Origin of the sequence: Halostagnicola sp. A56 (assembly GCF_000691505.1) — an archaeon.
GTDB lineage: Archaea > Halobacteriota > Halobacteria > Halobacteriales > Natrialbaceae > Halostagnicola.
On sequence record NZ_JMIP02000017.1, the window covers coordinates 365,874 to 391,587 of the forward strand.

Here is a 25,714-nt window from a genome sequence, read left to right on the forward strand (position 1 = left end):
GCGCAGTTTCTATCGCACCGTTTACATTCGGGTTTTCGAACCTCACAGCAGGCCAGAAACGGTCTAACGACTGGCCCAATGCGCGCCAGTCCGGACGGGACCGTTCGTTACACTCCCATCTGGCCCCGGGTCACGGCCATCGACCCTGATCGATGAGTACGTCACAACACCCGGTCGCACTCAGCCTCGAGCGATTCGTCAGCGACGACGCCAAACTGCTCGCGCTGGTCATGGCCCTGCCGCTCGTCGACGGCGTGTTCCCGGCGATGATACTCGCCGGCGCGGTCGACGACCCGCTCGGCGCGATTCAGGTCGGACTCTTGATTTTCGGCGGCAGCGCGACCGTCGCCGTGATCCTCGCGGAGATGAACGGCTCGCCGAGAGAACAGGCGGCCATCGTCCTGGTCGTCGGCCTGCCGTTGATCGCCCTCGCCGCGGTACAGGCGGCGCTCGCGCCGACGATCGAGAGCGTCGTGAACATCGCCATCTTCGAACGCTTCGCGGCGCTTGTGATCGCGGCCATCGCGGCCCACACCGCGAGCGCCACCGTCGGCGAGTACATCCCGAACCCCGGCATCATCATCGCGCTGGGGCTGGTCGCGAGCCTCGAGCCGAGCGGGGCCGAATTGGCCTTCGAGGCCGACCCCTCACTGATCGCCAACGGGACCCTCGCGGCCGGCGTCGGCGTCCTGTTCGCCCTCTCGGTCGCCGTCGCCGGTCCATACCTCCGGACCTACATGGACATCGACCGGTTCCGATTCGGCAGCGCCGTCGCGCTCGGACTGCTCCCCCTCTCGCTGCTCGGGATGGCCTTCGGCGAGGCGCCGCTTGCGGCCCTGCTCGTCGCCGCCGTGCTCTCGATCGATCCCCAGTTCGACGGCGAGGCCGCTCGAGAAACCCTCGAGACCGCCCCCCGACCGGACGGCGGCAGCGCCGAAGACCGATCGAACGCCACCGAACCGAAGGTGCCCGACTCGAGCGACTCCGAGGACGACACCTACCCCGGCGACGATTCGACCGACACCACGGGCCGAGCCCCCTGGCTGTGATCGAATCGTAACGGCTTTAGGGAGGATCGCTCTATGATTGCTCGAGGGGTCGTGGCCAAGCCAGGCATGGCGGCTGACTCCAGAGGCTACGGCGCCCGGGACGACACTCCAGACTGATATACTGATCGGACACCTGATCAGTGTCCGTGTGATGACCCTCTGGAGTTCCGAGGCGCACCGGAGATATCAGTAGATCGGGGGTTCAAATCCCTCCGACCCCATTCCTCCGTTAAACTTACTCTAAAAACCAAGATATTAACTCTCCGTAAAGAGGTTTCTGTCCCTCGGAGGTGGACATAATGCAGCGCTGGGATACCCAACGAAACGACCAGCGCTGTCTCGAGTGCGTGATTTCGTTCTGGTCTCCACTGCTGGCGCGTGGAACGTTGTATTCTTTACCGAATCGAATCCGCCGAGTCGGGATGTTGAGCAATAGCCGCTAATCGCCAGATAGCGATACGATACGTCGGTCCGAATTATTTGCTTGCCCTGGGGCAACATGATGAACACTCATTGCCACAGCTCAAAACCAGGGAACAGCGGAAGGATGAGTGCTCCGACAGGGATTCGAACCCTGGTCATTGCCGTGAGAGGGCAATATGATTGGCCGGACTACACCATCGGAGCGCATTCGTTTGTACCGCCGACTGTCGTTTAAGCATTCCGTTTCGACGGCGGGGTGGCCACCGATAGCACACGAACCTACTCGTCGAACGGGGACTTCGTCGCCTCGGGTTCGTGACCCTCGAGGCTGATGATGTTCTCGCGGCCGACGCGGAGTTTGCTGATCGTCCCCTCGTCTTCCATCTCCGAGAGGAGCATGCTGACTTTCGATTTCGACCAGCCGGTTTCCTCGACGATGTCGACCTGTTTCATTCGGCCGCCGTTGTCCTCGATCATCGAGACGACCCGGTCCTCGTCGGTCAAAAGCGCCGCCTCCTGAACTCCGTTCGTATCGGGTTCGGTGGCCGTCGTCGTGGCCTCCGATAGGCTCGAGTCGTCTTCGGCCGCGGATTCGCCGGAACGAGTCACATCCCGCGATCGAACAACCATCCCCGCGCCGAGCAGTGCGGCGATAATCAGGGCGAGTACTAGGAGCGGACCGGTTCCGTTCGATCCCAACCAGTCTAACGCACCGACAGGGCCCGTCGCACTCGAGCGTTCCGTGTTCTCGAGGACGATCTGGGGCTCCCCGGGAATAAACTCCATTTTCCCGGACCAGGTGACACTGTTTGCGTCCGCGAGCGTGTCGCTGTTGTACTCGCCCTCTTCGTGGACCGACTGGAACGCGAGCGCGCCGTCGACAGAGACCGTAAAGCGCTGATCCTCGAGGAGGACCCACTCGTCGAACACGTCGCCGGCGCGGACCGTGCCGTCCCGTTCGACTTCCGCGAACCCGTTCCAGACGAACGACATCTCCACGACGCCGGTTTCGTTGCCCATGTTGTTGATGCCTTCCTGTTCGATGGAGGCCTCTCGCTCGAAGTCGGTCGCCGATGCGTCCCGCCCCGAGCGTTCGACGCCCGACTCGGTCAGGTTCTCGGCCTGGTACTGAAAGTCCTCGTAGAGTTCGGTCTCCTCCGATTCGAAGTCGTTGGCCCACTCGCGGAACGCCTTGGACTCGTTGGTCTCTGCGTTGCTCTCGTTCTCGAGGGCGCGTTCGTACTGGAACGTCCAGGTTGCGCTTCCGTTCTCGTGGATCGTTATCTCGAAGGCGACTTCGTCGAACTCCTGACTCGTTCCGGCCGGCTCGATGCCGGGTTCGATCGAGTGCTCGTCGACCGCCGGGGCGGTGTCGCTGGTCGCCGTTGGAGCGTCTGGCCCACTCGCGAACGTCGAGGCGCTACCGACGGTTCCAAGGACGAGGACGAGGACGAGAAGTCCGACCAGGAGCGACCGCGTCATTCGTCTACTACTACGTGCCAGTGCTAAAAGTCCTTGTGAAGTGACTTACGGACGCTCACGCTAGTTGAACAGTATCTGACGGTCGGCCGATCGAACCTGAAATAGCGGTCACGTCGGCTCGAGTCGATCGTCACGCCCCTCCCCTCGTCCGCCCTGCCAGGTCAGTGTACGAACGGGAGATTCACCGATGTCGACACGCACAAAGTGACCGATCCCGTAGGGCCGGTATGGTCGAGAACCTCGCCGAAGACGTTCACGCGTTCACGAGCAACGTATTCCTGGTGACCGGCGATCGAACCGTGTTGGTCGACGCGGGTGCGAACTTCGACGTCGTCTCCGAGATCGAGGCTCGCGTCGACGACATAGACGCCGTCGTCCTCACACACACCCACAAAGACCACGTCGCGAACCTCGAGGCAGTAACGGACGCCTTCGACGTCGAGGCGTGGGGATTCGATACCTCGGTCGAGGGCGTCGACAACGAAATCGCAGACGAGGACACCGTCGTGCTCGGCGATCACGAGTACGTCGCGATGCACACGCCCGGGCACAAAGACGACCACCTCTGTTTGTACGCCCGTGAACCCGGCGTTCTCTTCGCTGGCGATCTGATCTTCGAGCACGGAAGCTACGGTCGGACCGACCTCCCCGAGGGAGACCACCAGGAGCTCGTCCTGAGCATCCACGATGTCCTCGATATGATCGAGAAGGATTTGCAGGTCATGTACGCGGGACACGGCCAGAGCGTGACGACGAACCCCTACGGCTCCGTGGACCTGTCGGCACAGCAAGCGCTCAACGACGCCGAGGACCCTCCACAGAGTTAGAGCGCCTCGAGTAACGCCGCGTACGCGGACTCGTACGCCTCGGCGACCGCGGGTGGATCAGTGCGATCCTCGCTAGCCAACGGCGGTAACGACGCGCGATCGATCGGTTCGATCGAGTCGACGACGTCTGGAACCCGCGTTTCGAGCGTCCCAGCGCCCGAACTCGAGCCGGCAACCGAACAGGCCCGACAGAATCGACCGCCGTCGTAGATCCGGACGCCTCCCGGCTCGACGACCGCGACCGCCGAGACCGTGTCCGCCGCTATGGACTCGAGCGGACGGGCGACGTCACCGTAGGATTCGACGACGGCCAACTCGGTTGCCGCGATCTCCTCCGAGAGCGCTCGAAACGCCGGGAGATACGCCGCTTCCATCAGATCGTTCAACTCCGCGAGCGACTCGACGGTCACCGCGTCCTCGAGCGGCAGCGATTCTGCGACGAGTTCCGGGACCTCCACGGTCCCGTTGTGAACGTACAGCGGCTTGTCGCCGTCGGGGCGAGTGACCCGGTCGACGACGAATTCGCGGTCGCGACGGCCCAAAATGCCGGCCGAGTCGTCGGCTGCGGGCTGCCAGAGCCTGTGGACCGGATTGAGCGCCTCCGGATCCCTATCGGCTCGCTCTGCGTCTGCCAACTTCGCCGCGTCCTTGCCGTAGAGTCGCCCTCGAGAGAGCGCCTCGAGACAGTCGTCGTGGTCGAACCAGTAGTCGTTCGCCGCGCGCGGTTTGTACCCGAGCGCACCGGTTCGCTCGAGCAAGCCCATCGAGAACGTGGTCTTGCCGGCGTCGACGCGGTCCCCGCCGGCGACGAGAACGTTCACGGCTCTTTCCTCCCCACGTACACGCGCGGCGATTCGTTTCTGGTCGAAACGAGCGCCAACACGGCGTGCGATCGTCGTATCGATCGTGTCATATCGCTACCAGTGGATCGGGCTTCGTTAATCCGGCGAGATCACTCTTTCAGCCCGTAGTAGCCGGGCTCGTCCTCGTCGCGCGGTTCGGCGACCACGAGGTCGCCGGCGTTGGTCATCACCCACGGAATCGCCCAGTCGAGCAGGATGTCCTCGGTCTCCCGGTCGATGTCCGCGTCCGGCTCGAGTCCCTGCAGAAGGCGGGCGATCTCGTAGACGGTGTACATCTGGTCCGTCTCGAGCAGTTCGGCCGGCGTGTAGAAATCACACGGGGGCAAGCTGTCGAATTCGGATTTCGGAACGGGCATGGGAGACGGTAGGGCGGACCCGCGGGTAAACCGTCTGGTTTCGGTCGGTGGTCACGACGCGGTCGCCGACGACTCGTGGTCGATCGAGGGCTCTGATCACGAAACCGCTCTCGCGGCGAAAAATGGAACGTATCGGTTTACTCGAAGTGGTCGAGGCAGGTCTGGTACTCCTCGGCCGCTTTGTCCCAGTTGACGACGTCGAAGAAGCTGTCGATGAAGCTTCCGCGGTCCGGGCCGTAGTCGTAGTAGTAAGAGTGTTCCCAGACGTCGAGTGCGAGAATCGGGTGCGATCCCCAGAGTGCGCCCTGATCGTGCTTGTCGACGGCGATGTTGCGAAGCTGCTTCGAGACCGGGTCGTATACCAGCAGCGCCCAGCCGCCTGCGGCACCCGCTGCCGCTTCGAACTCGCCTTTCCAGGCTTCGTAGGAGCCGAAGTCTTCTTCGATGCGATCGGCGAGCTCGCCCGACGGTTCGCCGCCGCCGTCGGGGGCCATGTTCTCCCAGAACAGCGTGTGGAGATAGTGGCCACAGCCGTTGTGCGTGACGTTGCTGAGTGCGCCGGGCGTCGAATCGAAGTCGCCGTTCTCGCGGTTTTCGGCGAGGGTTTCCTCGGCGCTGTTAAGGCCGTTGACATATCCCTGATGGTGGGTGTCGTGGTGCCAGGTCAGCACCTGTTCGGAGAGTGCCGGTTCTAACGCGTCGTAGTCGTATGGAAGCGGTGGAAGTTCGTGGTCAGTCATCGTTGGTAACCTCTACGTTGTTTCTCGGTCGCTAACCTGTTAAGCTTTAAGGAGTGAAATGATACCACGGGTCACGAATGTCGTGATCTCGGACGTACAGGCGCTCACTCCCACTTGCGTTCACCACGAACGCGCTGTTAAAACTTTCAGGGACCGTACGCATACCTCGCCAGTACGGTAGGTCGTCCACTCGAGCGTCGAGTCGTGCGTAGTCGGTCGAGCCGAGTTTAGTCGATGAATTCCTTGTGCCGTGCGTGCTCGAGCCACTCCTCGAGCGTCGGCTGTTGCCAGTAGCGAACGGTATCGCTTCTGGCGTCGTACTCTAAAATCCCCGCATCCTCGAGACGAGGCAGATGAACGTGCTGTAAAGAGGTCTGTATCTGTTGCTTGTGTTCTTCCCGATTCTCGGAATCTGCCTCTCGGGCGAGTATGTCGTCGACGAGCTTGTCGAACGTCGTGATGCCATCGGTTTGTTCTGTGAGATAGTACAGCGCGTATCGTCGCCTGCGGACCGAAAGCAGGTTGAACACCAGATCCAGCGACGGCGATGTCGTCGCTCGCATCGCTGTTGATTCACGCTCTGTTTTACCCATCCAGTGACCACCTACCGTACGTTACCATTCGAAACCACCACTAGCCCCTATTGCAGGAGACACATTAGATGTTACGCCCTTCGGTAATATTACACATCTGCTGTCTGAAACCTTCTTTCAAATATATTCGCCGCCAGATGCTACCTGTGAGTCCGGTACAGGCAGTATAACTTTCCACCAGTGTTGCACCTGACAGCCCGTAAACTTAAATTGAGTTGTCAGCAGTTAATTTGATAGCGTTGCCCGTCTCCTCGCTCCACTCCGCCATCGAGTCACTCTGAAGAGTCTCTTTGAGGCTATCGGTTAAGGTCTGTTGTTTATTATCCGAAAGCCCCGGCGGCGCGACGATTGATCGTGAGAAACCGCCCATGAAGTCAATGGCAGAATCGTACCCGGCATCGGTGTATGTCGGCAGGTCGGGGAATACGCCGCTCCCGTCACTATGTAATGCGGTGGTCACATTAACCTGACTCTGTGCGTCTTGAGCGGCCGTCTCGGTGACGATACCGACCGGCACCTCACCGCTGGCAACTGCCTCAATGACAGGACCACTCCCGTTGTACGCAATGTAGTTCTCCCACTGAATATCGAGTCGTCCCTTCATCGTTTCGGAGAGGATATGGCTTGGGGAGCCAGTGGGTTGTCCGCCGATCGCCTCAATATCGCCACTCCCGTATGCGTCAGCAATCGTCCCAAAGTCGTCTAACCCAGCACCGGGGCTCGTTATCACCACCCAAACGGTACGCGCATAACCGCCTATGTAGCTGTAGTCCGTGACGCTGAACCCAGGCTCCTGAATGAGGAACTGGGCCACGTCAGGCGAGTTGATTGGTCCGAAGGTGTATCCGTCTGGATCGGCACTGTAGATCTGACTTAACCCCTGCATTCCCGCTGCGCCTTCAATATTCTCGAACTGGACACCTACATCGTGGTTGTCTGCGATTTCTTGTACAATCTTTCGCGTATAGATGTCAGTCCCGCCACCCTGTCCCCATGAAATAACGGCGTGGAACTGATCGTTGGGATACTCTCCACCACTTTCGTTGCCGCCGAGGCAGCCAGCGAGCAGTCCAGTTCCGATGCTACCTGCAGCCGTGACATATGTACGCCTACTGTACATGCAGTATGTTAGTTCGACACGCACTACTTAATACTTACCATAACGCTCTTCCATGAAAGACTATTGATATAGGCACGATCATCGACGGTGAGAATATAATCAGTACTGTGGATCGCTTTGTCCTCAAATTCCCTTTCTATCGTCCGTGGTGAATCACCAGACATATCTTAATTTCACTGTTTCAGAGACGGCTTGATGTTGTGAACTGCACACATCAGAACGAGTTCACGGAATTCGCCGAATCAAGATTGTGCACGCTCGGCGTCGCCGAGCGTGCGCTTGATCGTTGAGAAGGCAGTTTCACACATCGATCGTTGACGGTACCGAAGCCCATCGGTCCGCGCGTTATGCGCGTGATTGATGGGGCGGAGCTCACGATGTTTGATCAGTGGTCTTACGCCGTCTTCACGGAGTTCCCGCGTAATTTCACCCAATCATACCCTTTGTCGCCAGCCGAGCTGTGTATCGTGATGTTTTTCGGTCGTACAGTGAACGTCCAGAATCGCTTGGCTTCCTGTATTGATGAGAGCTGTCGCTTTGAGCGTATGAACCCAGTAATCCGTCCACTGATGGTGTTTGCTGGCGTTTTCGCGTCGAAAAACGTTGCGTCTATCGCGGCGTAACCGCTCGGGTCGTGTAGTCGCTCCCGAGAGATGCAGCAACACTCGCCAGAGTGCGGCCTGGCTTCTATCAAACTACTTGACTAACGTCGAATGATCCGGGGTATCGGCCGGCTCAAGGCCAATATTCACGAGAGTATGTAGCATTTCGCTCAGTAAATCGAGTTCTTCTCGTACGATTTCTCCAAGTAAACTCGCAAACAGTGCAGCGACACAACGGCGTAGTCGGCGAAGCCACCACCCCTTCGAGGCAGTAACTTCGCCTCGGCCACCGACAGCATTTTGAGCTAACAGGACCGCTTTCTTCGTGAAGCGTAAGACCCTCGACATAGACATCGGCGATTGCCCGCTTCAACTACCTCATTCTGACGGTTGAAGCCGACGCTGTCCAACGATTCGCATAACCTTTCTATCCGACCAACCTAGAAACGAAAGACAACTCTCAATCGACAACGTGCTAGACAAGAGCAAGATAGTTTACCGATGCGTACGGTGGCGAGTTCATCAATCCGAATGGATGGTCAGTATCTGCGTCCGTTATTTTTAAAACCGAGTACCCAGATTATCGAGTATGACTCTCGTTGAGGAGATTGAAGGTGCGAACATTATCGCAAACCGTATTGCAAACGTGGAACCGGGAGAACACGTTTTGATCGTCGGAGATTGGCAGTCAGGAGCAGTGACGGAACGACTCGCTGCAGCTGTCCACACACTCAACGCCGAGGCGTCAGTCGCGCTCATGGAGCCACGAGAGTACGACGGGAATGAACCGCCGGAGACGGTCGCCGCTGCAATGAGTGAGGCGGACGTGATTATTCTCGTCCCAACTAGAGCGATCGCTCACAGCGCGGCGGCCAATCGGTCTCTTGAGGAGGGGGCCCGCGTCGTCGCGATGGGAAAACTGTCCCTTGAGGAGCTACGCGCGGACGGACTGCGGACCGACTTCGAAGAACTAGCGCCGAAAGTGAGGGAAATGGGACACCTGCTCTCGTCAGCCGAGACGGCTCGACTAACGGCAGCCAATGGGACAGACGTTACCTTCGCTCTCGGCGGGCGTGAGGGGAATGGTCTGACCTGTACCGTCGCAGAACCAGGCGATTTCACGGTCGCGTACTGCGCCGAAGCAGACATCACACCGGTCGCTGAGGGGACAAACGGACGGATCGTCTTCGACGGATCAATCCCGAACCTCGGCATTGGGATGCTTGAGGATAATATTGTGGTTGAAATCGAAGACGGGAATGTTACCTGCATCGACGGGGGACAGGAAGCGCGGAAGGTCGAGCGGATCTGGGCTGAGTACGACGATCCAGCGGTGCGCCAGGCTGCCGAACTCGCCGTCGGAATGAATCCCAGATGTACCGAGCTAAATGGTGGGTTCCTCAATGATCACGGCGTGTTTGGGACCGTTCACGTCGGGTTCGGAACGAGTAGTAATCTCGGCGGCGAAAACCGGACACCGTTGCACTTCGACATCACCCTCCAGTCAGCCACACTCGAACTTGATGGTGAGACAGTTTTACAAGATCGAGAATTTAAGGATCCTTCCGTCTCCTTGTAGTACCCCTCTCTAGTCGGTTCAACTCCGTGTGTAGGTACACGCGCGATTGAGACTAATCATCATCCACGACTGAACCCTGTGAACCCTGCGCCAGTGGGTCCTCGATAGCTCTAACGCCGAGCCTGCAATTTCGATAGGCTACGCATCGAATTCATGAAAGAGTATAAATAAACAGCTAACTCATAGTTAGATGGAGTAACACAATGCACATTGCGATTATTGGCGGTGCGAGTACGATTGGTGCAACGGTTGCGTATACGCTGGCCTCAGAAGAGCCGACAATCGACATCACACTTGTCGATAAGGCCGAGGACCCGTCGTGGGCCCACGCTGTTGATGTCACCCACTCTGTCTTCCACTCCATCCGCGGACCGGTCGCTGCCCCGACGGCCGAATCCTTCGGCTCGATACGGACCGTCGGCGCCGACGAGTTAGGCACCCTGGAGCCCGAACCTGATCTCGCGGTGTTTACCGCCGCGGCGCCGAAGCCCGAAAATACGACTGGGACCGATGCTCGCGAGGCTGAACTTGACAGAAACCGGTCGGTCGTTGACGCAGTCGCCGCCGAATTACGAAAGCTCAATCCACTCCCAGTTCTGATGATAACAAACCCGATCGACCGACTCACCTACCGGCTCTGGCAGCGTCTGGAGTGGCCCCGAAGGTACTTCCTCGGCTACTCGCTGTCGGAAACTGCTCGGACAGCCTACAAGATCGGCGAGTTACGGGACGTCCCATGGACGAGCGTCGGTTGTCCCGTGATAGGCGAACACGGTGACGAGATTATTCCGGTCTTCTCTCGGCTCCACATTGACGGCGAGCCGACGACGCTCTCTGAAACGGAACGCTCGACAGTCCGCGAGTACGTTCGCGAGATTCCCTTCAAGATTGCCTCAAAACGGGGACCGGAGGAGACATCGCGCTGGGTAACGAGTGCCGGCGTCATGCGGCTGATTCGACGAATGTTCACCGAAGATACTGATGGTAGAAGCGATGGCAAAAACGGTGAGCAAAGCGTGAACGCCGGCGTGGAACCGACGGTATGTCTCTCGACCCCGGTTGATGGCGAGTATGGGCTCTCGGGAGGATGTCTGAGCGTCCCAGTCAAGCTGACGAGCAACGGCGCCGAGGAAATTCTCGAGTGGAGTCTCACTCCCGATGAACGGCAGCGGTTTGAACGGGCACATGAATCGATTTGCATGGATCTGAAACTGTAACCTGCCACCAATCGGTGAGACGACCGGATAGTTGCACCTAACATTTCTTGTCCAACATGGAGACGAAGGTATGGCAGCTCAAGCGAGGCCACTCAAACCGTTCTGACAAACTGCAAGCGAGCTACGTCTCCGAGACCGCCAATTGCATCACAGTCGACTGCTGCCGCGCAGCACTCACGAGGCAGGGAAGCACCTCAGCCTCATGGCCAGACATGTTCGGATAGTCGTCTTGAGTACCGTCAGCAACTACTACGCCGTCAGTAACAGTTGCTCTCCCCAATCCAATGGCAGATTATCTGATTGGTTTCCCAATGATTATATAGTCCCCCTATGAATTTGAGCATGTCTTACGAGATCGAATACCAGAGACCATAATATTCAAATATTGTCATGAAACGCTCAGACGACCTCTGCGACGGTAGCGACAGCACAGTAGCCGAGTCCATACTCTACGCCCTTCGCGACAACGGCGTAGACTACATCTTTGCAAACTTTGGGACTGACCATACGCCGCTCATCGAAGCGGCCGCACGTCTCCGAGACGGCGGCGAAGAGGATTCGTTCCCCGAACTCATCCCCTGTCCTCATGAATACGTTGCAATCTCCGCCGCTCATGGCTACGCAGCAGTAACCGGTAACCCACAGGCTGTCCTCGTCCATGTGGACGTTGGGACGCAAAACCTCGGCGCAGCGATGCATAACGCCCACCGTGCGAACGTCCCCATATTTGTGATGGCCGGACTTTCACCAGTTTCCGACGCTGACGACCTCGGTGGGCGTGATCACCCCATTCACTACTTCCAAGACATATTCGACCAGACAAGCATTGTCGCGGAATACTGCCGATGGACGAGTGAATACCAACCACCTGCTGATCCTCGAGAAGTCGTCCGTCGCGGGCTCGAACGTGCGGCCTCAACGCCGTCCGGTCCGACATATCTCTCGTTCAGCCGTGAGGCTTTCGAGGCGTCAGTACCCAAACCAACACAAGAACTGGGACCGGTCCGACAGACACGACCTACAGGTGCGGATTGCGAAACAGTCGCTGACCTCACACAGCAAATCGAAAAATCTAACCGCCCGCTCATTGTCACCAGTGACTCCCTTGGTACAGACAGTGTTGATACTCTCGTTTCGTTTGCGGAGACGGCCGGTGCGGGCGTCGTTGAACATATCCCATCTGCACTCTGTTTCCCGCGCGGCCATGAATTACACGTTGGCTTCGATACGAAAGAAGCACTCGAACATGCTGACCTTCTTCTCCTTCTCGAAACCGATGTCCCATGGGTACCCTCAGAAACAGATATTCCGCCAGACCTCACTATTGTTCAGATCGACACAGACCCAACCAAAGCTGCGTACCCACACTGGCCGTTTACAGTCGATCACACCGTAATGGCAGATCCCAGTGAGACGATTCAAGACGTGACTGCCCAAATTGGAGAGGGATCCGACGACAAAATCTGGCGAGAGATGCACCACGAGCGCATTGAGGCAGCTTCCGACCGTGTTAATTCTGACCGCACCGACGGCCGGCTGACGCCAATCGTTCTCTCCAATGAGATCAGCGAGTATGTGGATAAGGATACTATCATAATGGAGGGAGTCGTAACAAACCGTCGAGCGACGTTACACCAAATCCCACTTTCTGAGCCAGGGTCATATTTCTGGCGCGGTGGTGCTGGTCTCGGTTGGGCCGTTCCTGCTGGCATAGGTGCAAAGCTCGCCTCCCCTGAAAGTCGCGTCATCTCGCTTATCGGTGACGGAGGATACCTTTTCAGTAATCCTGCATCAAGCATCATCGCCGCAGAGAATGCAACCGCGCCAACACTCACCGTTATTTATAACAATGAAAGTTGGGAGGCAGTTCGTGAGGCGACGCGCAGCCAGCATGGTGACGGCGTATCCGCCATGGACGGTGTCCCAGAAGGGTCCTACGGACGTAGTGTCGATTTTTCACGCATTGCAACGATGAGCGACGGGTACACGCGTGCCGTAGACAACATTGAAGTCATCTCAGAAGCTCTCAACGAAGCTGTCGATGCTGTCGATAACGGCACTAACGCCGTTCTTGATGTCCGTCTTGACGAGTAACTACTTTCCAAGTGTCTCTACGAATTATGATTGATATGGAATTGGTTAGCTCTGGTGAATCGCCATACTGCGTCGGCTTCGACCGTTAGAACTAGGAAGTTGAAGCGGGAAATCGCCGATGCCTATGTCGAAGATCTCCCGCTTCACGAGCAAAGTGGTTCAGTTAGCTCAAAATGCTGTTGGTGGGCGAGGCGAAATCGCCGCCCCTGAAGGGGGTGGCGGCTTCGCCGATTACGCTGTTGTGTCGCTGCATTATCTGTGGGTTTACCTAGAGAAATCGTATCGAGAAGCGTAGATTTGCTGAGCGAGATGCCACATATTCTCGGGGAGATCGGCCTTGAACCGGCCGATCTCCCTGACCATTCCACACTAGTTAAGTGGTTGATAAGATTAAGACAGCACTCTGGCGCGTGCTGCTGCGCCTGTCGGCGCAGTTTCACGAGCCGAGCGGACACGCCGCCATCGACGCAACGTTCTTCGACCGCGAAAACGCGAGCAAGCACTACTGCCGTCGGACGAATTATCGCGTCCAGACGCTCAAAGCAACAGCGCTCGTCGATACAGAAATTCAAGCCATTCTGGACGTTCACTGTACGACCGAAAAACGTCACGACACACAGCTCGGCTGGCGACAAAGGCTACGATTGGATGGACTTACGCGAAAACCTCCGCGAAAACGGCGTGAGACCGTTGATTAAACATCGGGAGTTCCGGCCCATCGATCCGCGCGTTGTGCGCGTGATCGATGGACCTCGCTACCGGCAACGAGCGATGTGTGAGACCGTCTTCTCGACGATTAAGCGCACGCTCGGCGACGCCGTGCGTGCGCGAACTTGGTATGGTGAATTTCGTGAACTCGTCCTGATGTGTGCGGTTCACAACATCAAGCAATCTCTGAACCCGTGAAATCACGCTACGTCTGGCGATTCACCACGGCCATGTATTCCTATACAAACATCCACTCGACGATTAGCACTATTTGGGTTTCGTAAATCGCTAGATAACGGCGACGGCCGGTACTTGCTGAAGTGGTTCGATCCGCTATGCTTGGACCATTCTGGCTACAACTTCCAGTAGATTATGCTGGCAAAGCGATCAGATGCATACAAAGACCGCATTGAAAACCATAGTGATTTTTATTTCTATGAAGATTCCCGGACACGTGCCGAAGTTTGGAGGTATTGCTGAATAAAATGTCCGTGTTTTCAACTACTACTATTGGTAGAAGTATCCGGCCGAGGAGATCACGTCGCTCGAGTCGTCGTCTTCGATCTTCTCGATGGCGTTCGTAAAGTCCTCGTGGCGCACTTCGGTCCGGTCGTCCCGAACGGCGAACATGCCGGCTTCGGTCGCGAGGCTCTCGATCTCGGCGCCGGAGTAGCCCTCAGTTTCGGCCGCGAGGTCGGCGAAATCGATCCCGTCGTCGACGGCCATCTCTCGCGTGTGGATCTCGAGGATCTGCTCGCGTCCCTCCTGGTTCGGTTCGGGGACTTCGATGAGCCGATCAAACCGGCCGGGTCGGAGGATCGCGCGATCGAGCATGTCGAAGCGGTTGGTCGCGGCGATGATCCTGATGTCGCCGCGGGCCTCGAAGCCGTCCATCTCCGAGAGTAGTTGCATCATCGTCCGCTGGACCTCGGCATCACCGGAGGTCTTCGACTCGGTTCGCGTCGTCGCGATGGCGTCGATCTCGTCGATGAAGATGATTGCCGGTTCGCGCTCGCGGGCCATCTCGAAGAGGTCCCGAACGAGTCGAGAGCCCTCGCCGATGAACTTGCGGACCAGTTCCGAGCCCGCCATCTTGATGAACGTCGCGTCGGTTTCGGTGGCGACGGCTTTGGCGAGCATCGTCTTACCGGTTCCCGGCGGGCCGTACAAGAGCACGCCGCTCGGCGGTTCGATCCCCACATCTTCGAACAGTTCGGGGTTGTCGAGGGGCTGTTCGACCGCCTCGCGGACCTCCGTTACCTGCTCGTCGATGCCGCCGATCTCGTCGTAGGAGACATCGGGTTTTTCGGCGATTTCCATAGCCTGTGCGCGAGCGTCGGTTTCCGTGTCCAGAACCGTCTGGATCGAAAACGAGTCGTTGACGGCGACCCGGTCGCCGCTCTCGACCGACTCCGCGATCCGCGGGGAGACGTCGGTGAGAACCTCCTGGTTGTTGCCGTGTTGTTTGACGACGACTTCGTCGTCGTCGAGGACGTCTTCGACGGTCGAGATGTACAGCGAGGAGCTTTTGAGCGTCTCGTTTTCGCGCTCGACGGTGTTTACTTTCTCTCGTAACCGCTCACGGCGCTCCTCTGCAGCGTCGAGCTGCTCGGACAGCTGATCTCGAACGTCGGTGAGATCGTCGAAGTGTCCACGGAGCGCCTCGAGCCGTTCGTCATCGGAGAGATCGGGGTCGATCTCGCGATGTGGTCGCTCAGGAACAGATGGGCTTCGAGACATCGTGATGTACGTCGTTAGGATTCCCACGATAAATGTGCCTTTGGGTCGCGGTTGGTTTTCGGCAGGCCGGAAGTCGAGGGTCGAATGGTCGGATCAGCCGCTCACGGAGCGTACTATCGGAGTTAGCGTTACCGGTCGCAGAAAGCATCGGCGGAAGTGTGCCGACAATCGAAACGAGTCGATACGAGTTCAAGCGACCGGAGCAAAACCACAGACGGATTCGAGAGCGCTCCCGTCTACTCGAGCAGCGCCGCCATCTCGTCGAGGCGGTCGCCGTAGGTCGCCAGTGCGCGGTCGATCGGATCGCTCGAGCTCATATCGACCCCCGCGATTCGCAGGAGGTCGAGCGGGTATTCCCGCGAGCCGTGACGAAGGAACTCGAGGTAGTTCTCGGCGGCGGTACAGTCTGGCTCGCTGCCGGGTCCGTCCGGGAGAATGCCGTCGACGATGGCAAGCGCCGCGGAGATGCCGGTCGAGTACTGGTAGACGTAGAACGCGCGGTAGAAATGTGGGATTCGCATCCACTCGCGGGCGATCCGCTCGTCGACGTGGGCGGGCTCGTAGTACGATTCTTTGAGCCCGTGATAGAGGTCGTCCAACCGATCCGCGGTGAGCGGCTCGCCGTTTTCCTCGAGGCGGTGGGCTTCGTGTTCGAACTCGGCGAACAGCGTCTGGCGGTACAGCGTCGAGCGGACGCGCTCTAAGAACTCGTTGAGGACGGCCTTTCGGAACGCCGGATCGTCGACGGTCTCGAGCAAGTGGTTCGTCAGCAGCGCCTCGTTGACCGTGCTGGCGACTTCGGCCACGAAGATCTCGTAGCTCGAGTAGACGTAGGGCTGTTCGTCCTTGGTGAGCTGAGAGTGCATCGAGTGGCCGAGTTCGTGGGCCAGCGTGTACATCGAGGCGATGTCGTCCTGGTAATTCATCAGGATGAACGGCTGGGTGTCGTAGGTGCCACCCGAATACGCGCCAGATTGCTTGCCCTCGTTCTCGTAGACATCGACCCACCGTGACTCGAGACCCTCGGCGACTCGAGACTGGTACTCCTCGCCCAGCGGCCCGACGGCGTCGACGACGTACTCGGTCGCCTCGTCGTAGCCAACGTCGGGTCCTTCCCCGCCCGTCAGCGGCATGTAGAGGTCCCACATCTGCAGCTCGTCGACATCGAGCGCCTCGCGTTTGAGTTCGGCGTGGCGGTGGAGCTTATCGAGGTTGTCGTCGACGCTGTCGACCAGCGTGTCGTAGACCTGAACGGGGACGTTGGGGCCGTCGAGTGCGGCTTCGCGCGCGGTGTCGTAATTGCGAGCCTGTGCGGTCTTGACATCGGCTTTGACGCTGTTTTTGTACGACGCTGCGACGGTGTTTCGCACCGCTTCCCACTCGTCGAAGTAGCCCTCGTACACCCGCCGTCGGAACTCTCGATCGGGGCGTTTGAGCAGGTTGGTGAAGTTGCTCTGGGTGATCTCGACCGCGTCGCCGTCGGGGTCCTCGAGGGTCGGAAACGACATGTCCGCGTTCGAGAGCATGTTGTAGACCTCGCCGGTCGCTCCCGTCACTTCGCTCAGGTCCGCGAGGAGCGCCTCGACTTCCGCCGAACGCGTGTGCGGTTTCATCCGTAATACGTCGTCGACGTAGTGGTCGTAGGTCTCGAGTGCCGTCTCCTCGTCGGTCATCGACTCGAACTCCGATCGCGTGAGCGTCTGGAGTTCGGGCTCGATGAACGAGGCGGCAGACTGTGCCTCAGCAGCCAGCGACTGGGATTTGGCGGTCAGGGCCTGATACTCCTGGTTGGTCGTGTCCTCGTCGCGTCGCATGCGGGCGTAGGCGGCCACCGTCGACACCTCGCGCATGATGTCGTTTCGAAGCTCGAAAACCGCGAGTAACGTCTCGGCGTCGTCGGTCGTCTGACCCTCGTAGCTCGCCAACTCCTCGATTCGATCGCTCACCGCCGCGTACGCTTCCTCCCACTCCTCGTCGCTCCCGTAGATGCTCTCGAGGTCCCAGGTGTACTCCCGGTCGATTTCGGATCGGTCCGGTACAGAACTCATGGCGCTGGTTTCGGACCGAAGCTGTGAAAATCTACCGAAGCCGGGTGACGACGGGTCTGAGAGGAGACCGTCGAGCCCGGCTTCTCGACGCGTCTGAGACGCACACGGCGGCCGCTGTCGTCTACCCTCGCATTTCGGCATCGACTGCGGTCCGAACCGTTCGAGCGATACCGAGAACGACCAGATAGCTTCCCGAAACGACGAGTGCGCCGAGCAAGAAGACGCCGAACAGCGTCGCGCCCGCCTGTGAGTGAGCGAGAAGCGGCGCGGTAACGTGATACCCGAGATACGCGACGAGCACCCCCGCGGAGACGAAAAGCGAGGCGCGCCAGTACGCGCCGTACTCCTCGGGGGACAGTTCCATATCTCGTGGTCGTCGCCCGAATCGTATAAACCCACTCACCATTCGGAGTCGCCGTGTGAGTCCGCGGACAGTCCATCATGGAGCTGTCTCGAGACCCGCGCGGCCGTTCGCCGCTCGACTCGCCGTCGGTCGAAGATCCGCCCCGCAGTCGTCGCCGCCACTTCGTCGACGGTGAACTCGAGGTCGGGGTACTCGACGGCTGTGAGCACGAGCGGTTCCGGCGGCGCCGGAGCGATCCCGTCGTGGCCCGCCAGCGGTTCGTCCGCGAGCACCCGATCGATCTTCGCGAGCGGCGTCTCTCCCGAGCCGACGCTGTGGGCGAGCGAAACGAGCCTGCGGACCAGTTCGCGCGAGAAGCCGCCCGCCGAGACGGTGACGACGAGAAACGGCCCGTCGCGTGTCGCCTCGAGCGTCGGCGAGCGCTCCGTGTTTCGGTCGTCGGGCGTCAGGTTGTGAAAGTCGTGGGGTCCAGACAGGGCCTCGAGTGCGGCGCGGAATCGGTTGTCCTCGACGCGGGTCGCATTCCGAGTCTCACACCTCGACGATCGCATGTCGTCAGTCGAAGGCGATCCTGACGGAGCGTAGAGGTGGTACACGTATCTGCGCTCGCTGGCGTGGTGGGTCGCGTGAAACGACGATGGCGCGTCGGCGCTGGCCCACGCCCTGACGTCTGCGGGCAGTTCGCTGTTTAACGCCCGGGGCGTGAGCCAGTCAGGCGCGTCGAAGGCGACGGTCTGTGCGAGCGCCGAGACGCCGGCGTCGGTTCGACCGGCGGCCGCGTAGCCGTCGGGTTTGTCGGCGTCGGGATCGAAGACCTCGAGTCGCCTCAACGCGGTGAAGATCGTATCCTCGACGGTTCGCACGTCGGGCTGGCGTTGAAAGCCGAAGTAGTCGGTGCCGTCGTAGGCGATCCGAAAGGCGCGCATCACTGTTCGATTCGAGTCACGCCACCCGTCGTGTTAGCTCCGTTGACTCCACCGTCGATATCGATCAGCAGTTCGATCGACCCGTGAGAGAGCGGTCGAGAAACGCCAGACCGGCATGAGCGACCTGCACGTGCCGGGTCGGTGACCTTCCCCGCGGGAGGTGGAGGGTGCATACCATGGACTCGCTAACACGAAGTGAACCCGAGCCACATGAGTACCCTCGAAACGTCGTTTTCGTCGTTCTCGACACCGCTCGAGCGACGAGCGTGAGCGATCGAACGATGCCAGCGCTGTCCCGACTGGCGACGGCGGGGACGGCGTTCGAAAACGCGTTTGCGACCGCACCGTGGACGCTGCCCTCCCACGCTTCGATGTTCACCGGGACGTACTCGTCCGAGCACGGAACGCACGGGAACCGCCCCTTTCTGGACGAATCGCTTCGAACGCTTCCCGAGGTCTTCGCTGACGCCGGGTACGAAACCGTCGGCGTCTCGAACAACACTTGGATCACCGAGGAGTTCGGCTTCGACCGCGGGTTCGATCACCTCCGGCGCGGTTGGCAGTACATCCAGTCCGAGCACGACATGGGCGCTGTCGTTCGCGGCGAGGACGTTCGCGAGAAACTCGAGGCGACCCGCGAGAACCTCTTTCACGGGAACCCGGTGGTAAACGCGACGAACATCCTCTACAGCGAGGTGTTCCAGCCGGCGGGCGACGACGGGGCCGATCGAACGACGACGTGGGTCGAGAACTGGCTCGAGGGACGGGACGACGACTCGCCGTTCTTCCTATTCTGTAACTACATCGAACCGCACGTCGTCTACGACCCGCCGCGGGAACTCGCCGAGCGGCATCTCCCCGAGGACGCGAGTTACGAGGCGGCAACGGCGGTTCGGCAGGATCCGCGGGCCTACGACTGTGCGGACTACGAGATCGACGATCGGGAGTTCGCCATGCTTCGGGGTCTCTACCGGGCCGAACTCGCCTACGTCGACCGACAGATCGCACGACTGCGTCGCGCGCTCGAGGTGACCGGCGAGTGGGAGGAGACGCTGCTGGTCGTCTGTGGCGACCACGGCGAGCACGTCGGCGAGCACGACTTCTTCGGCCACCAATACAACCTCTACGACACCCTGTTGCACGTCCCGCTGGTGGTCCACGGCGGCGCGTTCACCGGCGGCGGCACGCGACGCGACCTCGTGCAGTTGCTCGACCTCCCAGAAACTCTCTTCGAGGCGACCGGCATCGAGGACCGCGCGTTCGCCAAGCAGAGTCAGGGGCGGTCGATGCATCCCGACTCGGACACTGCCCCTCGAGACGCCGTCTTCGCCGAGTACGTCGCTCCACAGCCCTCGATCGACCGCCTCAAAGCTCGGTTCGGGGACGTGCCGGACCGCGTTCGAGCGTTCGACCGGCGGCTGCAGGCGATCAGAACGCACGACGCCAAGTACGTCCGCGGCGACGACGGCTTCGAGCGGTTCCACGACCTCGAGATGGACCCCCACGAACAACGCGACCTCCGTCGGGAACTGGGAGACGAATCGAGAGACAGACGTCATCGCGAGCGACTCGAGGCGCTGGCCGGGCGACTCGACGACCGCCTCGGGGACCTCGAGTCGCTCACGGACGAGTCGGAAACCGAGAGCGTCTCGATGCGCGCGGGAACGAAAGAACGGCTGGCGGATCTAGGATATCTGTAAATCACACCGGGATCGAGTGGTTCGAGAGACGAAGTCTCTCGTCATCACGGAAATCGAAGATTTCCGTACGACCCCGAGCTTTCTCCTTGTATTCTGTAAGGCGATCTCGAGACCGGGTTTTCGCGACGAACGATCGAGCCGAATCGCGACAAACGACTCGGGAATTGAAAGCCGTTCGCCGAGTTTTATACGGGTCTCGAGCGTGACCAGGTTCGACTCCTCGAGCGGGGCACCGCCGTCCGCGATCCGTTCGATGTAATCAACTTCCATTATTCGGTGATCGAGATTGCCTGTTCCCAATCTCGTTGCTTGAACTCGAACGCGTGAATCGAGAGGACGTTGCGGAGAAACGACGGAAACATGGGGTAGATGTCTACCTGTTCGAGTTTATTCGTCTGGATTGACCGGGCCTTTGTATTTGGAGGTAACTTTTTCGCCTTCCCGCCACTGCCAGTAGTAGTAGCGGTTGTCGTTGATCTCCTTGATCGTGATCGTCGCCTTTGTGGGGACGTCGTCCGGTAGGTCGTCTGGTCGTTCCTTTACCTCATCCTGGTCTGCACCCTCTTCAAGACGAGCTTCGCGTTCCTTGTGTTCGGCTAGCTCCTCGGCGTACGTAGCAACGTCCTGGAGGTGCTCCGGAGTAGACTCGTTAAGCGTGGTGACTATCTCCGTCGGGAGACTCGCCGGTGGAGTCGGTGGCTCGTAGGACATTGGCTGTTCTCGTGTTAACCAACACGGAACGCCAACCCATAGTTTTGTTGGTTAAGCCGGTCTTGTCGGTTCCCTCGCCCGCGGTGCCACTACCACAATGAGAAGTACATCGTCGATCGCGACGACGTCGTCGGTAAGGGTCGCCATCGCGGCGTCGATCTTCTCGCCAGTGAGATGCCAGCACGCCGCTGCACCGTCGCACTCCAGTTGTGAGACCACCTGATTCCGGAACGCGATGTAGTGGTCACGGGCGAACTGCTCATCGTCGTAGTAGTCGAGAAGGAGCGCGCACGCAAGTTGGGCGGGCCCGCTACCACTGTACCCCCACTCGAACCCGCTTGGACTGTGGTTGACGATGTCCAGACTGCGCTCGAGGGGGAGTCGCCGATGCTCCGAGAGGTTCAGCACGACGGCTTGGCCGTCGACGCGGAAGCCGACGTACTCGACTGCGTCTCGGTGAGACTGACCGGGCGATGCGACTGGAACCGATTCCGAACTTGCTACAGGTACATTCCTGTTCATTCGTTGCTCGCGGGCGATTCGGTGACCCCCGCACCCCTCTCGGGGGCAATAAACACTACCGCCCCGGAATGGAACATAAATTCTAGGCCAATTACTGACCGTAGAAGGCACCGAAACACCTGCTCAATAGACCTGTATAGCACATGGTAAGCTCCGGGTTAGAATGTGACAGTTTCCCCGCCAAGCGGGCTTGGTTGTGCTAGTTGAACAAAACCAAATCATCCGTCGCTACATAACCCTCCTCAAGGCCGTTGATGGGGGGTAACCAACACGCCTTCCGACTATTTAGTAGGGTAGATCCATTCCGGGATTGTGTTAGGGCTGGACTTGATCGGTCGGACGGACGAGGACTTCGTTGATATCGACATGGGGTGGTTGCGAGACGACGAACGTGATCGTTCGAGCGATGTCGTCCGGCTGAAGGGGACGCAGCCCCGCTGCGTATTCCTCGATACCCTCTTTGATTTCGTCGTCAGGGATGTGTTCGAGGAGTTCTGTCGCGACCGAGCCCGGTTCGATTGTCGCCACCCTGATCCCGTCTGCCGCAACGTCCAACCGGAGTGAATCGCCGAACATCTTCACACCGGCCTTTGCCGCGTTGTAGTGCGACCCGTTCTCCATGAGGAACCGTCCGACGACCGAGGAGAGATTGACGATGTGACCGCTCTCTTGCTCCAGCATCGTCGGAATGACTGCGTGGGTGAGTGTGATTAGGCCAGTTAGATTGACGTCGATAGTGGTCTGAAGCGTCTCCCGATCCGCATCAGCGATGTGGGTGAGAGGCATGTATCCCGCGTTGTTCACGAGAATGTCGATTCGACCGTATTCTTCGGTCGTCGCGTCGACGAGCGCGTCGATGTCGTCGTCGTTCGTAATATCGGTCGGTACGACGAGTGCATCGCCATCGTCCGCTTCGATCTGGGTTTGGAGTGCCTCCAATTCACCTTCCCGTCGTGCAGCGAGGACAACACTGGCGCCACGGGATGCGAGTGACTTTGCCGTCGCCTCACCGATCCCGGAGGACGCTCCAGTGACAATCGCAACCTTTCCATCCAGTTCGGAGCCGAAATCGTCTGACATCAACTGGAAGGAGGAGCATGACGGCGTTGAGGGTGATGCTATCTGGAAAGGGGGTTTATATGGCCGGCTCGCCGAGCGAGGAAGTGAGGAGTCGACGCTCGCCGCGTCGGAGGAGAGCTGACAGTGAGGGTTGTGAAATATCTAGTTCCTCAGCGAGTTCCTCGGCTGTGACTTGGCGCGGACTCTCGTAGTACCCACGGGAGATGGCGAGCCTCAGTGCCTCACGTTGCCGGTCGGTTAACCCATCCTGTAGCTGGTTCTCAGAGCTGGACGGGTCAGGCGTGATAGAGAGAAGCTCGAATGAAATTCCGGTGTCCTCACACGTCATACGGAATTCGTTGAACGTCTCGTGGTCTTTGAAAACCTTCGTCTCACGCCAGCCCTCTGGTGTGATGGTCGTCGATTCCATTTTGGCTACCCCAGAGCGACTGTTGTCGAACGACTCGAAGGGAGTATCATCAAGATCGACATGGAGTTCGTAGACGGTCTTGTCGTCTGTTTCTCCGAGTAGGGTTACTTCTTCGACTTCGTCGAGCGCAGCCAGTTCCTTTTCGGAGACGTCGTCGTCGTCGATGTCGATTTCGACGACAAACGTTTGGACATCTGGCTGGAGACAAAGCGCATGCAAAATCACTCGGCCTCGTTCCCAGCCTGCCGACCGAGGAGTTAGTCGCCGCAATCATCAGTGAAATAATTCGACAGCTAGCCGAGCAGACCGAACCCCGAGACGAACAGGACGACTCGAGCGAACAGTCCGAATCGCGAGTGCAAGCGGAGAGCCAATCATGAGTGACAAATCGGTAACCGATCGGATCGACTACGAAGAGATCGTGGACAACATCGACCTCGAATCGCTGCTCGAGGGGACCCAGTGGGAGGGAGCGGTCGACGAAGACGAACCGATCGGCGAGGTGCTCGGGCGACAGATCGGCGCGTTCGTCGGCCGAAAAGTCGGTGAATCGGTCGGCCGAACGATCGGCCAACTCGTCGTCGAGGAGTTGCGCAAGTCTGACCAATCTGACGATGAAGCCGACGACGAGCGATCCGAGACAGCGGACGAGTCTGAAGCCGACGAAAACGACGAAGATGACGAGGACGGCGAGGATGGCGAGGATATCGAAGACGGCAGTGACGACGAGGAAGACGAGGATAGCGGTGACGAGACCGCGAGCGATGAGTCCGCAGCCGAGACGGACGACGACGGAAACGGAGCCGACGAGGAAGAACCGAACGACGGCGGTGAGACCGACGGGGAAAACGATGACGGCGATGCGGACGAGAGCGAATCCGACGAGGAACAGAACGACGGTGCCAACGACACCGACGAGGAATAATCAAATGGGATCGCACAGTCGAGGCGTCCCGTCTCGAGGTGGGATCGGATGAGCGACGAAACGGATCTCCGGACACTGGTTGCCGAGGAGATCAGCGAGCAGGTCGCCGTCTCCGACCTGTTCGGCGACGGGTCGATCGAGGACAGCGTCGACGCCGACGCGATCGGCGCGACGGTCGGCGGCGAGTTCGGCGCGCGGGTGGGCCGGGAACTCGGTGGGGCCGTCGGGCGCGAAATTCACGACGCGATCACGGATCGATCCGAAAACGGAACGAGCTGGTCGGGGCTGTGGTCCGACCTCACGACGGCGGCTCGCGACGCCGCCGTCGACGCGCTCGAGGGCGAGACAGGGGCCGACGGTGATGAGACGGGAGACGATGCTGGCGAAAGGGACAGTCGCGGTGACGAAGCAGGCGGCGATGACGAAGCGGGCGGCGATGACGAAGCGGATGGCGATGACGAAGCGGCCAACGAAGACGAAGCGGCCGACGAAGACGTATCCGACGACGCCGGAGCAGACGGCGAGAGCGAACCCAGTGCTGGCGACCTCGAGGGACTTCGGAAAGAGACGCTGGTAGAGTTTCTCGAGATCGTCTCCTACTCGGACCTCCAGTCGATCGCCAAAGACGTCGACGTGCGGGCGAACCTCAGCCGCGAGGAAATGGTCGAACGGATCGTCGAGACGGTCTCGGAATCGGAGGACGGAACGTTCACCGCGACGGCCAACGAGGAGGCATCATGAGCGAGGAAACGGAGCGAATCCCGGCGGACGACTCGAGCGACCGGCTCTCGGAACTGCTGTCTTCGGTGCAGGCGGCCCTCGAGGCCGAAGAAGACATCACGCTGGAACAGTTCGACGACCGGGGCGAATCCGGATCGACGCGGGTCGCCGAACACGCCGGCGCGGCCCGCGAGTTCGTCGACTCGAACGACCCGCGAACCGTGCTTTCGGCGCTCGGCCTCGACGAACTTCCCGACGGGAGCGAGCCCGATTCGATTCCGGAGGCGTTCGCTCGCGCATCCGAACCGCAGCTCCGGGAGCTCCGGGCGTTGATCGCGCTCGCGCGCCTTGGGTCGGTCGCAGACGAGGGCTCCGAACCAGAAAGCGAGGAGACGACCGCCGGTCTCGAGGAGGCTCTGACCGAGCTTCGCGAAACCCTCGGAGAGCGGGCGAGGGAGTCGGCGGGGGACTCCGAGGACAGCGATTCGTCGGCGCTCGAGTCGACGGTCCAGTCGTTGACGGGGACCAGCGCCACGGAATTCAGCGAGGAACTACGTTCGCTGCAGACGCGACTCGAGGAAATTCGCGACGATCGACGCACTCGCGGCGAACAATCGGAGGAGGACGACGAACGCGACGACGACCGAGAGGACGAGCCAGCGGACGGCGGTCAGACGGCCAACCAGGACGAGGGTGGACTCGTCGATAGTCTGAACCTCGGTGACCAGAGCGGCGAGAACGGTTCGTCGACGGGACGATCGACCATGTACTCGACGATGCCGTCGTCGAACCGACCGGACATGAACGCCGTCGCTCGCCCGTCGACGATGCCGGATCGAAACTGAACGACGATAGGACCGTGTGTCTCCGCTCCTCGAGCGCCGTCACCCCTCAAAATTGGCTTTGACCGGTTCCC

At 59.7% G+C, this 25,714-nt stretch carries 22 protein-coding genes, 2 tRNA genes and 3 pseudogenes; 11 read left to right on the top strand and 16 right to left on the bottom strand.

Going from position 1 to position 25,714, the window contains the following annotated elements:
• Positions 1–152: 152 nt before the first annotated feature.
• Together EL22_RS08930 and EL22_RS17145 are read left to right on the top strand one after the other, a co-directional pair.
• Positions 153–1,049, top strand: a complete 897-nt coding sequence (locus tag EL22_RS08930; RefSeq protein WP_050051152.1) for a DUF5794 domain-containing protein — start codon at positions 153–155, stop codon at positions 1,047–1,049.
• Between the two features lie 45 nt (positions 1,050–1,094).
• A tRNA-Trp gene (locus EL22_RS17145) sits at positions 1,095–1,270 on the top strand.
• 331 nt (positions 1,271–1,601) lie between these two features.
• On the opposite strand, the gene EL22_RS08935 is transcribed toward EL22_RS17145, so the two are convergent.
• Positions 1,602–1,676: transfer RNA gene (locus tag EL22_RS08935), tRNA-Glu, on the bottom strand.
• A gap of 75 nt (positions 1,677–1,751) precedes the next feature.
• Positions 1,752–2,954, bottom strand: coding sequence for a MarR family transcriptional regulator (locus tag EL22_RS08940; RefSeq protein WP_050051153.1), 1,203 nt, complete (start codon positions 2,952–2,954; stop codon positions 1,752–1,754).
• A gap of 227 nt (positions 2,955–3,181) precedes the next feature.
• On the opposite strand from EL22_RS08940, the gene EL22_RS08945 reads away from it, so the two are divergent.
• The gene (locus EL22_RS08945) at positions 3,182–3,781 is read left to right on the top strand and encodes an MBL fold metallo-hydrolase (RefSeq protein ID WP_050051154.1); all 600 of its coding nucleotides are present in this window, start codon (positions 3,182–3,184) and stop codon (positions 3,779–3,781) included.
• Here EL22_RS08945 and EL22_RS08950 read toward each other — a convergent pair.
• The 6 genes and pseudogenes from EL22_RS08950 to EL22_RS08975 all read right to left on the bottom strand — a co-directional run bounded on the left by EL22_RS08950 (position 3,778) and on the right by EL22_RS08975 (position 8,403).
• On the bottom strand, positions 3,778–4,602 hold the full coding sequence (locus EL22_RS08950; protein WP_050051155.1) for an ATPase: 825 nt from the start codon (positions 4,600–4,602) through the stop codon (positions 3,778–3,780). The two genes, EL22_RS08945 and EL22_RS08950, sit on opposite strands and share 4 nt — an antisense overlap.
• 131 nt (positions 4,603–4,733) lie before the next feature.
• Positions 4,734–5,000, bottom strand: a complete 267-nt coding sequence (locus EL22_RS08955) for a DUF5827 family protein (protein ID WP_050051156.1) — start codon at positions 4,998–5,000, stop codon at positions 4,734–4,736.
• A gap of 137 nt (positions 5,001–5,137) precedes the next feature.
• Complete coding sequence (sod, locus tag EL22_RS08960) at positions 5,138–5,740, bottom strand: superoxide dismutase (protein ID WP_050051157.1); 603 nt, start codon at positions 5,738–5,740, stop codon at positions 5,138–5,140.
• Positions 5,741–5,967: 227 nt separating this feature from the next.
• A complete protein-coding gene (locus EL22_RS08965; protein WP_050051158.1) occupies positions 5,968–6,333 on the bottom strand; it encodes a hypothetical protein in 366 nt (121 codons plus the stop codon).
• Positions 6,334–6,538: 205 nt separating this feature from the next.
• On the bottom strand, positions 6,539–7,453 hold the full coding sequence (locus EL22_RS08970; RefSeq protein ID WP_050051159.1) for a tripartite tricarboxylate transporter substrate binding protein: 915 nt from the start codon (positions 7,451–7,453) through the stop codon (positions 6,539–6,541).
• Positions 7,454–7,626: 173 nt separating this feature from the next.
• Positions 7,627–8,403 (bottom strand): annotated as a pseudogene (locus tag EL22_RS08975) (IS5 family transposase).
• A 241-nt stretch (positions 8,404–8,644) separates the two neighbouring features.
• Here EL22_RS08975 and EL22_RS08980 point away from each other — a divergent pair.
• The 4 genes and pseudogenes from EL22_RS08980 to EL22_RS19295 all read left to right on the top strand — a co-directional run bounded on the left by EL22_RS08980 (position 8,645) and on the right by EL22_RS19295 (position 13,851).
• Positions 8,645–9,634, top strand: a complete 990-nt coding sequence (locus tag EL22_RS08980) for an aminopeptidase (RefSeq protein WP_050051160.1) — start codon at positions 8,645–8,647, stop codon at positions 9,632–9,634.
• A 203-nt stretch (positions 9,635–9,837) separates the two neighbouring features.
• A complete protein-coding gene (locus EL22_RS08985; protein ID WP_050051161.1) occupies positions 9,838–10,851 on the top strand; it encodes a malate dehydrogenase in 1,014 nt (337 codons plus the stop codon).
• A gap of 390 nt (positions 10,852–11,241) precedes the next feature.
• Positions 11,242–12,945 (top strand): thiamine pyrophosphate-requiring protein, encoded by a 1,704-nt coding sequence (locus EL22_RS08990; RefSeq protein ID WP_050051162.1) that lies wholly within the window; start codon positions 11,242–11,244, stop codon positions 12,943–12,945.
• Between the two features lie 410 nt (positions 12,946–13,355).
• Positions 13,356–13,851: pseudogene (locus EL22_RS19295) on the top strand (transposase).
• Positions 13,852–14,160: 309 nt separating this feature from the next.
• On the opposite strand, the gene EL22_RS09000 reads toward EL22_RS19295, so the two are convergent.
• The 4 genes from EL22_RS09000 to truA all read right to left on the bottom strand — a co-directional run bounded on the left by EL22_RS09000 (position 14,161) and on the right by truA (position 18,731).
• Positions 14,161–15,393 (bottom strand): proteasome-activating nucleotidase, encoded by a 1,233-nt coding sequence (locus EL22_RS09000; protein ID WP_050051276.1) that lies wholly within the window; start codon positions 15,391–15,393, stop codon positions 14,161–14,163.
• 236 nt (positions 15,394–15,629) lie between these two features.
• On the bottom strand, positions 15,630–17,441 hold the full coding sequence (gene pepF, locus EL22_RS09005) for an oligoendopeptidase F (protein ID WP_050051163.1): 1,812 nt from the start codon (positions 17,439–17,441) through the stop codon (positions 15,630–15,632).
• 121 nt (positions 17,442–17,562) lie between these two features.
• Positions 17,563–17,805, bottom strand: a complete 243-nt coding sequence (locus tag EL22_RS09010; protein WP_050051164.1) for a hypothetical protein — start codon at positions 17,803–17,805, stop codon at positions 17,563–17,565.
• 35 nt (positions 17,806–17,840) lie between these two features.
• Positions 17,841–18,731, bottom strand: coding sequence for a tRNA pseudouridine(38-40) synthase TruA (gene truA / locus EL22_RS09015; RefSeq protein WP_050051165.1), 891 nt, complete (start codon positions 18,729–18,731; stop codon positions 17,841–17,843).
• 176 nt (positions 18,732–18,907) lie between these two features.
• On the opposite strand from truA, the gene EL22_RS09020 reads away from it, so the two are divergent.
• Positions 18,908–20,431, top strand: a complete 1,524-nt coding sequence (locus tag EL22_RS09020; protein ID WP_050051166.1) for a sulfatase — start codon at positions 18,908–18,910, stop codon at positions 20,429–20,431.
• A gap of 387 nt (positions 20,432–20,818) precedes the next feature.
• On the opposite strand, the gene EL22_RS09030 is transcribed toward EL22_RS09020, so the two are convergent.
• The 4 genes and pseudogenes from EL22_RS09030 to EL22_RS09045 all read right to left on the bottom strand — a co-directional run bounded on the left by EL22_RS09030 (position 20,819) and on the right by EL22_RS09045 (position 23,378).
• Positions 20,819–21,142: a hypothetical protein gene (locus EL22_RS09030; RefSeq protein ID WP_050051168.1), complete on the bottom strand. Its 324-nt coding sequence runs from the start codon at positions 21,140–21,142 to the stop codon at positions 20,819–20,821.
• Positions 21,143–21,250: 108 nt separating this feature from the next.
• A pseudogene (locus EL22_RS09035) lies at positions 21,251–21,664 on the bottom strand (DUF6166 domain-containing protein); the annotation flags it as partial.
• 315 nt (positions 21,665–21,979) lie between these two features.
• Positions 21,980–22,744, bottom strand: a complete 765-nt coding sequence (locus EL22_RS09040; RefSeq protein WP_050051169.1) for an SDR family oxidoreductase — start codon at positions 22,742–22,744, stop codon at positions 21,980–21,982.
• A gap of 55 nt (positions 22,745–22,799) precedes the next feature.
• Positions 22,800–23,378: a helix-turn-helix domain-containing protein gene (locus EL22_RS09045; protein WP_050051170.1), complete on the bottom strand. Its 579-nt coding sequence runs from the start codon at positions 23,376–23,378 to the stop codon at positions 22,800–22,802.
• Between the two features lie 151 nt (positions 23,379–23,529).
• Between EL22_RS09045 and EL22_RS09050 the strand changes: the two genes are divergently transcribed.
• From EL22_RS09050 to EL22_RS09060, 3 genes are read left to right on the top strand one after another with little or no spacing between them, the layout of a single operon-like run.
• The gene (locus EL22_RS09050; RefSeq protein ID WP_050051171.1) at positions 23,530–24,078 is read left to right on the top strand and encodes a hypothetical protein; all 549 of its coding nucleotides are present in this window, start codon (positions 23,530–23,532) and stop codon (positions 24,076–24,078) included.
• Positions 24,079–24,126: 48 nt separating this feature from the next.
• Positions 24,127–24,819, top strand: a complete 693-nt coding sequence (locus tag EL22_RS09055; protein WP_050051172.1) for a hypothetical protein — start codon at positions 24,127–24,129, stop codon at positions 24,817–24,819.
• A complete protein-coding gene (locus EL22_RS09060) occupies positions 24,816–25,643 on the top strand; it encodes a hypothetical protein (protein ID WP_050051173.1) in 828 nt (275 codons plus the stop codon). Before EL22_RS09055 ends, EL22_RS09060 begins: the two co-directional genes overlap by 4 nt.
• Positions 25,644–25,714 lie beyond the last annotated feature (71 nt).